Source organism: Pseudomonas panipatensis (assembly GCF_900099785.1).
GTDB lineage: Bacteria > Pseudomonadota > Gammaproteobacteria > Pseudomonadales > Pseudomonadaceae > Pseudomonas > Pseudomonas panipatensis.
Genome location: NZ_FNDS01000004.1, coordinates 209175 through 221931, shown reverse-complemented (window position 1 = coordinate 221931; position 12757 = coordinate 209175). Strand labels below are relative to the sequence as shown.

General features: G+C 68.5%; 10 protein-coding genes. 6 read left to right on the top strand and 4 right to left on the bottom strand.

The window, feature by feature from the left end; all coding sequences use genetic code 11:
* The first annotated feature begins 7 nt into the window (after positions 1-7).
* From egtB to BLQ74_RS27920, 6 genes are all read left to right on the top strand, one after another.
* On the top strand, positions 8-2131 hold the full coding sequence (gene egtB, locus BLQ74_RS11215; protein WP_090262646.1) for an ergothioneine biosynthesis protein EgtB: 2124 nt from the start codon (positions 8-10) through the stop codon (positions 2129-2131).
* Between the two features lie 123 nt (positions 2132-2254).
* Positions 2255-4207 carry a DEAD/DEAH box helicase gene (locus BLQ74_RS11210; protein WP_090262645.1) on the top strand — a complete coding sequence of 651 codons (1953 nt, stop codon included), beginning with the start codon at positions 2255-2257 and terminating at the stop codon, positions 4205-4207.
* A gap of 137 nt (positions 4208-4344) precedes the next feature.
* On the top strand, positions 4345-5385 hold the full coding sequence (locus BLQ74_RS11205) for a histone deacetylase family protein (RefSeq protein ID WP_090262644.1): 1041 nt from the start codon (positions 4345-4347) through the stop codon (positions 5383-5385).
* A gap of 23 nt (positions 5386-5408) precedes the next feature.
* A complete protein-coding gene (locus BLQ74_RS11200; protein WP_090262643.1) occupies positions 5409-6509 on the top strand; it encodes an extracellular solute-binding protein in 1101 nt (366 codons plus the stop codon).
* Between the two features lie 256 nt (positions 6510-6765).
* Positions 6766-7698 carry a DMT family transporter gene (locus BLQ74_RS11195; RefSeq protein WP_090262642.1) on the top strand — a complete coding sequence of 311 codons (933 nt, stop codon included), beginning with the start codon at positions 6766-6768 and terminating at the stop codon, positions 7696-7698.
* Positions 7699-7858: 160 nt separating this feature from the next.
* The gene (locus BLQ74_RS27920; RefSeq protein WP_280139847.1) at positions 7859-7993 is read left to right on the top strand and encodes a PA1414 family protein; all 135 of its coding nucleotides are present in this window, start codon (positions 7859-7861) and stop codon (positions 7991-7993) included.
* 76 nt (positions 7994-8069) lie between these two features.
* Here the strand turns inward: BLQ74_RS27920 and BLQ74_RS11190 are convergent, their stop codons facing one another.
* The 4 genes from BLQ74_RS11190 to BLQ74_RS11175 all read right to left on the bottom strand — a co-directional run bounded on the left by BLQ74_RS11190 (position 8070) and on the right by BLQ74_RS11175 (position 12754).
* Entirely contained in the window at positions 8070-8795 is a 726-nt protein-coding gene (locus BLQ74_RS11190; protein WP_090262641.1) for an MBL fold metallo-hydrolase, read from the bottom strand.
* A 246-nt stretch (positions 8796-9041) separates the two neighbouring features.
* A complete protein-coding gene (locus BLQ74_RS11185; RefSeq protein WP_090262640.1) occupies positions 9042-10643 on the bottom strand; it encodes a 5-guanidino-2-oxopentanoate decarboxylase in 1602 nt (533 codons plus the stop codon).
* Between the two features lie 163 nt (positions 10644-10806).
* Positions 10807-12321 carry a purine-cytosine permease family protein gene (locus BLQ74_RS11180; RefSeq protein ID WP_090262639.1) on the bottom strand — a complete coding sequence of 505 codons (1515 nt, stop codon included), beginning with the start codon at positions 12319-12321 and terminating at the stop codon, positions 10807-10809.
* Between the two features lie 25 nt (positions 12322-12346).
* Complete coding sequence (locus tag BLQ74_RS11175; RefSeq protein WP_090262901.1) at positions 12347-12754, bottom strand: nuclear transport factor 2 family protein; 408 nt, start codon at positions 12752-12754, stop codon at positions 12347-12349.
* Positions 12755-12757: the final 3 nt, after the last annotated feature.

Sequence of the window (12757 nt, the reverse complement as noted above, 5' to 3'; positions counted from 1 at the left end):
TCTCGCCATGTCTTCCAGCAAGGCCCCCGCGCTCCTCGACGCCTACCGCCAGGTGCGCCAGCGCAGCGAAGCGCTGATAGTCCCCCTCGACGCCGAGGACATGGTGGTGCAGTCCATGCCCGACGCCAGCCCGGCCAAGTGGCACATCGGCCATACCACCTGGTTCTTCGAGACCTTTCTGCTCACGCCGCGATTGCCGGGCTACGCGCGTTTCGACGAGCGCTTCGGCTACCTGTTCAACTCCTATTACGAGGCCGTCGGGCCACGCCAGCCGAGGCCGCAGCGGGGCATGCTGACGCGCCCGTCGCTGGCCCGCGTGCTGGCCTACCGGGAGCATGTCGACCGCGCCATGCAGGCGCTGCTGGAGGCCGGCGTGGACGCCGACGGGGAGACCCTGGTGCGCCTCGGGCTGGCCCATGAGGAGCAGCACCAGGAGCTGTTGCTGATGGACATCCTCCACCTGTTCAGCCTCTCGCCGCTGGCGCCGGCCTATGGCGACGGCTTCGCTGCTGCGCGCGGGCGGCCGGCGCGCTGGCGCACGGTGCGCGGCGGGCTGGTCGGCATCGGCCATGGCGGCGACGGTTTCGCGTTCGACAACGAAGGGCCGGCGCATCGCTGCTTCCTGCCGCCCTTCGAGATCGCCGACCGCCTGGTGAGCAACCGCGAATGGCTGGCGTTCATCGAGGACGCCGGCTATCGGCGCGCCGAGTTCTGGCTTTCCGATGGCTGGGCCAGGGTCCGCGAGGAGGGCTGGGATGCGCCGCTGTACTGGCGCCGCGACGGCGACGCCTGGGCCGAGTTCGGCCTCGCCGGATTGCGCCCGCTGGATCTCGACGCGCCGGTGCTGCACATCAGCTACTACGAGGCGAGCGCTTATGCCGCCTGGGCCGGGGCGCGCCTGCCGACGGAGGCGGAGTGGGAGACCGCCGCCCTCGACGGCCTGCTGGAGCAGGTGTACGACTCGGCCTGGCAATGGACGCAGAGCGCCTATGCGGCCTATCCGGGGTTCCGCCCCGGCGCCGGGGCGGTGGGCGAGTACAACGGCAAGTTCATGGTCAGCCAGATGGTCCTGCGCGGCGGCGCCTGCGTCACCCCGCCGGGGCATTCGCGGCCGAGCTACCGCAATTTCTTCTACCCGGACAAACGCTGGATGTTCGCCGGCCTGCGCCTGGCCCGCGACCTGCCGGCGCAGGCCGGGATCGAGCCGCAGGCGCGCGAGCTGATGGAGGACGTGGTGGCCGGGTTTACCGCTACGCCCAAACGGCTTTCGCCGAAGTATTTCTACGACGCCGCCGGTTCCGAGCTGTTCGAGGCCATCTGCCGCACCCGCGAGTACTACCCGACGCGCAGCGAAACCGCGCTGCTGGCGCGGGTGGCGCCGCTCATCGCCGCGGACATCGTCGCTGACAGCACCCTGGTGGAGTTCGGCAGCGGCGCCAGCGAGAAGACCTGCCTGTTGCTGGATGCCGCGCCGCAGGTGCGCGGCTACCTGCCCATCGACATTAGCCCGGCGGCGCTGGACAAGGCCGCCGCGCGCCTGCAAGGCGATTACCCGGCGCTGCGCATCAGCCCCCTGGCGGCGGATTTCACCCGCCTCGAAGCGCTGCCCGCGGCGCTGGCGCAAGGTCCGCGGCTGGGCTTCTTCCCCGGCTCGACCATCGGCAACTTCAGCCCCGAGGAGGCCCTGGACTTCCTGCACTCGGCCCACGCCCTGCTGGGCGTCGGCAGCGTGTTCATCGTCGGCGTCGATCTGCCCAAGGCCCGCGATGTACTGGAGGCCGCCTACAACGACGCCGATGGCGTCACCGCGCGCTTCAACCTCAACCTGCTGCGGCGCCTCAACCGCGAGCTGCACGCCGACTTCCAGCTCGAACGCTTCGAGCACCTGGCGTTCTGGAGCGCCGAGCACAGCCGTGTCGAGATGCACCTGGTGAGCCGGGTCGCGCAGACGGTGGAGATCGCCGGGGTGCGCTACCACTTCGACGCCGGCGAACGCCTGCACACCGAGAACTCGCACAAGTACAGCGTCGATGACTTCGGCGCCCTGGCCGAGCGCGGCGGCTGGCGGGTCAAGGCGCACTGGCTGAGCCCGGCGCCGCAGTTCGCCATTTTCCAGTTGCAGGCGACCTAGCGGCGCTCGCCGGCGCTGCCTGCTGGCCCCGGGCCCAGGCCGAACCGTTGCCCACGGCAACTGTCGGAGCGTCACCCAAACCCCTTATCATTCCGCGACATGTCACCGGGTCGGAGCCTTTCGATGCTGTCTGCCGTCAGGCGCTACAAACTGCTGTTGGCCGAGTCGCTGGCGCGTTATTTCCCACGGACCACCGCGTACCTGCGCGAACAGGGCCAGGCCGCGCCGCCCGCGGCCCACGGCAAGCGCCCGGCGGCCAAGGCGCGGGCGAAGAAGGCCGGGGCCTGCGCCCAGGACGAGAACGCCACGGCCAAGCCGCGCCGCCGCAAGGCCGCCGAGGGCACGGCCGCGCCGCGCGCGACCCAGCCCGCCAGCGCCGGCATCTACCCCGCGCGCGCCCTGCCGGTGGACGCAAGCCAAGAGCAGGCCATGCGCGCCCGCGTGGCGCAGGCGGTCAGCGCCGGGGTGCTCAGCCCGCCGTCCGACGAGCAGTGGGCGATGATCCTCTGCCGCCAGCCGCTGACACGCATCTTCGCCGGCGCCGGCTCGGGCAAGTCGACCACCCTGGTGCTGCGCGTGGTGTTCATGCTCTGCCACCTGGGCATCGAGGCCGAGCGGATCACGGTGATTTCCTTCACCAACGCCTCCTGCGCGCAGTTGCGTGAACAGTTGCAACGGGTGCTCGGCTTCTGGTCGTTTCCCTTCGACCAGGCCCAGGCGCACCAGTGTGTGCGCACCTTCCACTCGGCCATGGGCGGGCTGGCCAAAGCGTTGCTGGGCAATCCGCGCTGGTTCGAGCAGCTCGACGAGCGCAACCCCGACGAGCCGGACAACCCGCTGACCGGCGGACGCCTGCGCCCGGCCCAGCAACGCCTGCTGCAACAGGCCTACAGCGAGTGCTATGCGGCCAGCGCGGTTTTCCGCGGCAAGGTGCATCGCCTGCTCGGGCTGCCCAAGCCGGCGGAGGAGGCGGTCGGCGCGGCGCCCCTGGAGCCCTTCAAGCTGGCCGGCGAGTTCGCCGCCGTGCCCTTGTTCGAGGCTTTCTACGTGCAGGCCGGGTTCATGGAAAGCCTCGGCCTGCGCCCGGAATCCCTGGGCAAGGCCGAGCTGGCGTGCGCCACGCGGGAGAAAATCTTCCTCGAAGCCCTGGCGCTGTTCTGGAGCTTCTTCCTGGCGCTGCTGCGCAAGCAGCGCCTGATGACCTTCAACGCCGCCTTCCAGCAACTCACCGAGCGCCTGAACGACGGCGCCGCGCCGCTGGAGGCGGTGCAGCCGTTCAGCCATCTGCTGATCGACGAGTTCCAGGACATCTCGCCGCAGATCGTTCTCTGGTTGCAGGCCGTGCAACGCCACCTGTCGCGCCAGGGCCAGGCGCCGAGCCTGATGGCCATCGGCGACGACTGGCAGTCGATCTACGGCTGGCGTGGCAGCTCGCCGGAGCTGTTCATGGACTTCGACCGGCATTTCCCCAGCAAGGGGCGCAACCGCAAGAGCACGGTGCTGCTGCTGGAAACCAACTACCGCAGCATCGAGCCGGTGATCCGCGACGCCGAGGCGGTGCTCGCCGAGGTGCGCTTCAAGCAGGCCAAGCACAGCCGCGCGTTCAAGGCCATGCAGCCGGGCGACCACGGCGTGCGCCTGGTGCAGCCGTTCGACCTGAAGACGCAGATGCCGGCGTTGCTGCGCGAGATCCAGGCGCAGTGCGCGCATGTCGAGGCGGGCAGCAGCCGTGAGCGCACCGCCGTGCTGCTGCTCAGCCGGCGCAACGAGCCGTTGCAGCAGATCCAGGCGCAACTCGACCGCGCGTGGCCGGTGAAGGCCATGAGCATCCACCGCGCCAAGGGCTTGCAGGCCGAGGTGGCGATCATCGTCGACGACTGCGCGCCAGTGGAGAAACACCCGCTGCGCAACGCGCTCTACGCGCACTGCGGCTTCTTCCGCAACAGCTACGACCAGGCCATGCAGGACGAGAGCCTGCGCCTGGCCTACGTCGCCATCACCCGTGGCGTCAGCCGGGTGTTCTGGTATACGCGTAAGGTCCAGGGCGCCACCGCGCTGCTGGGCCGACGCGGCTGAGGGGAGGGAAAGGGCTATCGGGTCATGAAACATGGCCATATCGATCCCCTTTTGGCCGCTGCCACCGTTCAGTCCATTTCCTCCGAGTGGGCAGAATCCTCTCCACCAAGAACAACAAGCCCTGAGAGGTTCTCCCCATGCTGACCGTCTATAGCGACGATCATCGCCTGCATTTCGGCCAGTCCGAACTGGTCGATGGCAAGCTCCAGCCCTGCTTCGAAATGCCCAGCCGCGCCGACACCGTGCTGGCCCGGGTGAAGTCGCAGAACCTCGGCGAGGTCATCGCCCCGCGTGACTTCGGTGTCGATCCGATCCACCGCGTGCACGACCCCCGGTACGTCGCCTTCCTTCAGGGCGCCTGGGCGCGCTGGGTCGCCGCGGGCCACTCGGGCGACCTGGTTTCGACCACCTTCCCCGGCCGCCGCCTGCGCCGCGACGGGCCGATTCCCACGGCGCTGATGGGCGAACTGGGCTACTACAGTTTCGACACCGAGGCGCCGATCACCGCCGGCACCTGGCAGGCCATCCACAGCTCGGCGCAGGTCGCGCTGACCGCCCAGGACCACCTGCGCCAGGGCGCGCGCAGCGCCTTCGGCCTCTGCCGTCCGCCGGGACACCACGCCGGCAGCGACTTCATGGGCGGCTACTGCTTCCTCAACAACGCCGCCATCGTCAGCCAGGCCTTCCTCGACCAGGGCGCCAAGCGCGTGGCCATCCTCGACGTGGACTACCACCACGGCAACGGCACCCAGGAAATCTTCTATCAGCGCAACGATGTGCTCTTCGCGTCCATCCACGGCGACCCGCTGGTGGAGTACCCGTACTTCCTCGGCCATGCCGACGAGCGCGGCGAGGGCGCCGGCGCGGGCTGCAACTTCAACTACCCGCTGGCCCACGGCACCGGCTGGGACGGCTGGTCCGCCGCGCTGGAGGACGCCTGCCGGAAGATCGCCGCCTACGCCCCGGACGCCGTGGTGGTGTCGCTCGGCGTGGACACCTACAAGGACGACCCGATCTCGCAGTTCAAGCTGGACTCCCCGGACTACTTGCGCCTGGGTGAGCGCATCGCCGCGCTCGGCGCGCCGACCCTGTTCATCATGGAAGGCGGTTATGCGGTGGAGGCCATCGGCGTCAACGCGGTCAATGTCCTGCAAGGTTACGAAGGCGCCGCCCGTTGAGGCGGCGCATCGAGGAACGAGTCATGCACAGCTACAAGAAAAGCCTCTGCGGCCTGCTCGCCGCGACTCTGCTCGGCGGCGCCGGCCTGGCCAGCGCCGAGCCGGTGGTGCGTATCTACAACTGGTTCGATTACATCGCCCCGGACACCCTGAAGAACTTCCAGCAGGCCAGCGGCATCGCGCCCAAGTACGACGTCTACGACAGCAACGAGGTGCTGGAGGCCAAGCTGCTCTCCGGGCATTCCGGCTATGACCTGGTGGTGCCCAGCGACAGCTTCCTGCCCAACTACCTCAAGGCCGGGGTATTCCAGCCGCTGGACAAGAGCAAGCTGCCGAACTGGAAGAACCTCAACCCGGCGCTGCTCAAGGTGCTGGAGGCCAAGGACCCGGGCAACCAGTACGTGATGCCGTACATGTGGGGCACCAACGGCGTCGCCTACAACGTCGACAAGGTCAAGGCGATCCTCGGCGACAACGCGCCGGTGGATTCCTGGGACCTGATCTTCAAACCGGAGAACCTGGCCAAGCTCAAGGAATGCGGCGTGGCCTTCCTCGACTCGCCCACCGAGGTGATCCCCGAGGCCCTGCATTACCTCGGGTTGCCGCCGAACAGCCGGAATCCGGAAGACTACGAGAAGGTCGAGAAGCTGCTCAGCAGCCTGCGGCCCTATATCACCTACTTCAGCTCCTCGAAGTTCGTCAGCGACCTGGCCAACGGCAACGTCTGCGTGGCCATGGCCTGGTCGGGCGGCGCGCTACAGGCGGCTAACCGCGCCAAGGAAGCGAAGAACGGCATCCGCATCGACTACCGCATCCCGAAAGAGGGCACCGCGGCCTGGTTCGATGTGCTGGCCATTCCCAAGGACGCGCAGAACGTCGAGCAGGCCCACGCCTTCCTCAACTACCTGCTGCAACCGGAAGTGGTGGCGCCGATCTCCGACTACGTGTCTTACGCCAACCCCAACCAGGCGGCGGACAAGCTGATCTCCGCCACGCTGCGCGACAACCCCAACGTCTACCCGCCGGCCGAGGTGCAGGCCAAGCTGTTCTCGGTGGAAATGCTGCCGGCGAAGCTGGAGCGGGTGCGCACGCGGACCTGGAGCAAGATCAAGACCGGTCAGTGACTGGCCGCCCGGCGTCGTTTTTCGAATGGTGTCCGGCGTACCGGAACTGAAATAATCGGCGGTACCCTTTGGGGGCCGCCGATTTGCCTGTGCCGCGTGTCATGCGCTGCCGCGCGGATCGCCGGACGGCGCGGCGGAGCGATTCCCAGAGCGGCCGCCGGCAGCGGCCAGCGACGAACCTTTTTCTGCCGAGTCCTGCCATGCCTGCCTGTGTCGATCCGTCCATCCCCCTGCCTGCGCGCCTGCGGAGGCTCCCATGAGCCCGACACGCAAGGGCGCCGACGCCTTCGCCCTGCAGGCGATGCTCGGCCTGTGCCTGATCTGGGGCATCCAGCAGGTGGTGATCAAGCTCGCCGCCGGGGATATCGCGCCCATCCTCCAGGCCTGCGCGCGCAACGCCATCGCCGCGCTGCTGGTGGGCTTGCTGATGTGCTGGCGCGGCGGCTGGCAAGGCTTGCGCCAGGGCACCCTGGCCGGTGGCGCGCTGGCCGGCGTGCTGTTCGCCGGGGAGTTCTTCTTCATCGCCCAGGGGCTGGTCTACACCTCGGCCTCGCACATGGCGGTGTTCGTCTACACGGCGCCGATCTTTTCCGCCCTCGGTCTGCATTTCCTGCTGCCCAGCGAGCGCCTGCGGCCATTGCAGTGGCTGGGTATCGTGGCCTGCTTCGGTGGCATCGCGCTGTGCTTCGGCGCGGGCTTCGACCTGGCGCACCTGGACCGGCGCATGTTGCTGGGCGATGCCCTCGGCGTGCTCGGCGGGGCGTCCTGGGGCGCGACCACCGTAGTGGTGCGCAGCACGCGGCTGTCCGAGGCTCCGGCCAGCCTGACGCTGTTCTACCAATTGTTCAGCGCCGCGCTGCTGCTGCCGCTGCTGGCCCTGGCGCTGGGCGAACTCGGGCCGCTGCGGCTGACCCCGAGCAGTGTCGGCAGCGTGCTGTTCCAAGGCGTGGTGGTGTCCTTCTTCAGCTATTTCAGTTGGTTCTGGCTGCTGCGCCGCTACCTGGCGTCGAACCTGGCGGTGTTTTCCTTCATGACGCCGCTGTTCGGCGTCACCTTCGGCGTACTGATCCTCGACGAGCCGCTGACCCTGAACTTCGTCGCCGGCGCGCTGCTGGTGCTGCTGGGCATCACCCTGGTCAGCAGCGAGGCGTGGATTCGCCGTCTGTTGCGTGGCGACAAGCGCGCCTGAACTTGACCCAAGTCAGTCGGCGAGCCGTGCTAAACACATAGTCTTCAACTCAAGGAGCGAGTGGCACGGGCGGAGAGTGGGACGCCGGGCTACTCTTTCCGAGGGTGGCCTCGCTTAATCGCGGGCCGCCCGACTTTCTTACCCGATAAGGGGGCATTCCATGAAACTCTGGCTGCAATCCTTGGCGTGGAACCTTGGCGTCGCCCTCGGCCTGATCGAGGCGCCGCGACTGCAACGCATCCCGGTCCACAGCGACGAGCAACGCCGTCTGGCGCAGCAACGTCGCCAACGCTGACCCTTCTTCCCACGCACCTCTGTCTGCCCGCGATCGCGGGCAGATTGCTATCTACTGCGGCCGTCTCGCGTGGCGCTCAGGCGTGCGCCTTCAGCCAGTCGTCGATGAGGCTGCGCAGGCGTTCGCCGGAGAAGCTGGCGAAGTGCCCGCCATGCACGGTGCGCACCGGCAGTTCGCGCAGGCGCTGCATGCTCTTTGCGTAGTCGTCCAGGTTGGCGTGGTAGGCATCCTCGATCAGCGGGCCGTCGTAGACGATATCGCCGCTGAACAGGGTCTGCGTCGCCGCTTCCCACAGGCTGATGCCGCCCGGCGAATGGCCGGGGGTGTGCAGCACTTCCAGCACGCGGTCGCCGAGATCGAGCACGTCGCCTTCGTCGATGGTGCGCGTCGCCGGCGCCGCCTTGACGCGGTATTCGGCGTAACACAGCGGGCAATCCGGGTGAGCCTCGAACATGTCGTCGCCGACGAAGGCCGTGGCCAGGGTGCGCTCGCCGTCCGGCGCGGCGAGGATGTCGGCCTCGGCCGGGTGCACCAGGCGTTCGGCGAATTCGTGGTGGCCGGCGATATGGTCGAAGTGGGTATGGCTGGCCACCGCCAGCAGCGGGCGCTCGCTGAGCCAGGGCAGTTGTTCGCGCAGGCTGACCAGCCCGGAGCCGCTGTCCACCAGCACATCGCGCTCGCGGCCCTGGATGTGCCAGATGTTGCAGCGGTAGAAGGGCCGCACGTAGGGCTCGTGGATCAGGCTGATGCCGTCGTAGAGGTGGCGGATTTCGAACCACTGGTCACGGGTGACGATTTTCATGGTCGGGAGCCTTGTTTCGGGTAGTGGCGACCACCTCGGTCGCTGGGGGAGGGCGGATGACGCTTTGGCGTGATGCGCCCCACGCGATTGTGCCGTATGCGTCGCATACAAGGGCGTACAAGCGTTCGCCGTCGTCCACCGCTACACCACGCTTGCCACTGGCCTCAGGGCCACGCTCGGCGCGCCCTGAGGCCAAGGTGGAACGGTGGATGACGTCGAACCTTAGCCACCCTGCGCCTGGTCGCATCAGGGCGCGAAGGGCGTCGCCTCCATCACTTCGACGAGCAGCGGGCGGTCCGCCGGCGCATGGCGCAGCAGTTCCCGCAGGTGCGCGTGGTCGCGGGCGCGCTCGGCGGCGCAGCCGAAGCCCCTGGCGATGGCGAGGAAGTCCGGGGTGTAGATATCCACACCCAGCGGGGTGATGTCGCGGCGTTCCATGTAGCGCTTGATCTCGCCGTAGCCGTGGTTGTTCCACAGCAGCACGATGATGCCGACCTTGGCTTCCACCGCGCTGGCCAGCTCGGGCAGGGTGAACTGCAGGCCGCCGTCGCCCATCAGGCTGATCACCGGGCGGCGCGGTTCGCCGAGCTTGGCGCCGATGGCCGCGGGCAGGCCGTAGCCGAGGGTGCCGTAGCCGGTGGAGGCGTTGAACCAGCGGCGGCCGCCGTCCAGTTCCACCAGGTGGTTGCCGCTGTACACGGTCTGCGTCGAGTCGCCGACGAAGCGGGCCTCCGGCAGCACCTCGAGGATCGTCTCGAACAGCCTGCGGTAGTGCGCCCAGCCGCTGAAGTCCTCGGCCAGGCGCGCGCGCACCTGGGCGGCGCGCTGCGCGCCGGGGCTGTCGGCGCTGGCTGCGCGGGCCGGCAGCAGTTCCAGCAGGGCGCGCATGGCCGTGCGCGCGTCGCTGTGGATGGCGATGCTCGGCGCGTGGTTGCGCATCAGTTGCTGCGGGTCGATGTCGATGCGGATCAGCTCGCCGCCGATCTTGAAGTTACCGTCGAACACCACGTCGTAGTCGGTCTCGCCCAGCTCGGTGCCGATGGCCAGGACCACGTCGGCCTCCAGGGCCAGCTCGCGCACCGGCACCAGCGACTGGTTGCTGCCGAGCAGCAGCGGGTGCTCCGGCGGCAACAGGCCCTTGGCGTTGATGGTCAGCGCGGTCGGGGCGTCCAGCGCGCTGGCCAGGGCGCGGGCTTCGGCCTCGGCGGCGACGCAGCCGCCGCCGAGCAGCAGCAGCGGCTTCTGCGCCTTGGCCAGCTTGGCCGCCGCTTCGTGCAGCGGCGAGCGCGCCGGCGCCGGGCGCGCCAGCGGCACGCGCGGGCGTACCGACAGGTGCGCGGCCGGGGCGCTGATGATGTCCAGCGGCAGCTCGATGTGCACCGGGCGCGGGCGCTCGCTGTCGAACACGGCGAAGGCGCGGGCGAGCACCGCCGGCAGTTCCTCGACGCTCATCAGGGTGTGGCTGAAGGCGGTCACCCCGGCGCTCATCGCGCGCTGGTTGGGCAACTCGTGCAGGTAGCCGTTGCCGTGGGCCAGGCGCGCGCGCTCGTTGACGCTGGAGATCACCAGCATGGGGATCGAGTCGGCATAGGCCTGGCCCATGGCGGTGAGGATGTTGGTCATCCCCGGTCCGGTGATGATGAAGCACACGCCGGGCTTGCCGGTGACGCGCGCGTAGCCGTCGGCCATGAAGCCGGCGCCCTGTTCGTGGCGCGGGGTGATATGGCGGATGGCGCTGCCCGGCAGGCCGCGGTACAGCTCGACGGTGTGCACGCCGGGGATGCCGAAGACGGTATCGACGCCCCAGGCTTCGAGTTGCTTGACGAGGAATTCGCCGCAGGTGGTCATGGCAGTTCCTTAGGGTTCGTGGATGAGGTCGGAGTGAACGTCATTGCCAACGAAGCGGGCGCGGCGATCGTCTCGCCGCGCCCTTGCTCATTACCATGTCACCATCGGGCCGCGCTGGCGGTGACCGGCCCGACGGCGTCTTGCCGGGACTTGCCGGGGCGTTTCAGGCAGCCGGTTCGCCGATGCCGCGCACCGGGCGAGCGTGGCTGCCGACCCAGCGCGGGCCACGCGGGCCGTACACGCCTGCGGATTCCGGGAAGGTCCGCAGCAGGGTCAGGTAGAGCAGGGCGGCCAGGCCGAGGGTGATCGGCAGGCTGATGTCGATGCCGCCGGCCAGGTTGCCCAGCGGGCCGACGAATTGGCCCGGCAGGTTGACGAAGCACAGGCCGGCGGCCGCGCTGGGAATCCAGGCGCCCATGCCGCGCCAGTTCCAGCCGTGGTGGAACCAGTAGGCGCCGCCTTGCTGGCCGCGGGTGAACACCTGCAGGTCATCGGCGTGGTAGAAGCCACGGCGTGTCACCAGGCCGAGGATCATGATCACCATCCAGGGGCTGGTGCAGGTGATGATCAGCACGGCGAAGGTGGACACGCTCTGTACCAGGTTGGCGGCGAAGCGGCCGATGAAGATGAAGGCGATCGACAGCAGACCGATCAGCAGGGTCGCCTGGACGCGGTTGAGCAGGCGCGGGAACACGCTGGACATGTCCAGGCCGGTGCCGTACAGCGAGGTGGTGCCGGTGGACATGCCGCCGATGGTGGCGATCAGGCACACGGGCAGGAAGAACCAGCTCGGCGACACCGCCAGCAGGCCGCCGACGTAGTTGTTCGCGGCGATGTAGTCCGGCGCTTTCACGGCGACGATGGTGGCGGTGACCAGGCCGAAGAAGAACGGGATCAGGGTGGCGATCTGCGACAGGATCACCGCCAGCATGATGCGCTGCTTCGAGGTCTCGCGCGGGATGTAGCGCGCCCAGTCGCCGAGGAAGGCGCCGAACGAGATCGGGTTGCTCATGGCCAGCAGGGTGGCGCCGATGAAGGCGGCCCAGAAGCCGGCGCTACCCATCTGCACGGTGCCGGCGTAACCGGCGTCGAACGGGCCGGCGAAGGCGAACACGCCGAGCAGGAACAGCAGGCTGGCGGCCCAGACGGCGATCTTGTTGACCAGCAGCATGAAGCGGAAGCCGTAGATGCACACCACCAGCACCAGCACGGCGAACAGGCCGTAGGCCAGGCCCAGGGTGAGGTCGGTTTCCGGCAGGCCGAACAGGCGCTTGGCGCCGCCGATCAGCGCGTCGCCCGAACTCCACACCGACAGCGAGAAGAAGGCGATGGCGGTGAGCAGCGAGAGGAAGGAACCGACGATCCGTCCGTGCACGCCGAAGTGGGCGCCCGAAGACACCGCGTTGTTGGTGCCGTTGAGCGGACCGAACAGGCCCATGGGCGCGAGGATCAGCGCGCCGACCAGCACGCCGAGGATGATCGACCAGACGCCGGCCTGGAAGGACAGCCCGAAGAGTACCGGGAAGCTGCCCAGCACCGCGGTGGCGAAGGTGTTGGAGCCGCCGAAGATCATGCGGAACAGGTCGGTCGGCGTGGCGTTGCGTTCGTGGTCCGGGATCTGTTCGACCCCGAATGTCTCGATGGTGGTGATGGCGTGTGCGTTGTTCTTGTTATCCATGACTTCCTCCCGGGAAAGTCCTGACTTACGGCGTCGGCGCCGCGGACAGGTGCTCGTGTACGGCCAGCCAACGGCCTTGTTCTTGTGTACGGCGGAAGACGATGGTCTCGCGCTCGTGGTTGAGGCTTTCCGCTCCCTGGATGCGCAGCCGCGTGGCGACGTCGTGGCTGAAGATCGCCACGTCGCCGTGCAGGCTGACAACGGTATTGCTGGACTGGCAGTCGAGGACCGCGAAGCCGTCCTCGCGCAGCCAGCCTTCCCAGACCTCGCGGTAGGCCGCGCGCGTCGGTAGCGGCTGCGGCCAGGTGTGGAAGATGAAGCTGGCGTCTTCGCTGAAGGCCGCGAAGTAGGCCTCGGTGTCGGTGCGGGCGAAGGCGGCCACCAGGTCGCGGGCCGCCTCCAGCACCTGTGCTACGCAGGCGTCGTTGGGCATGGT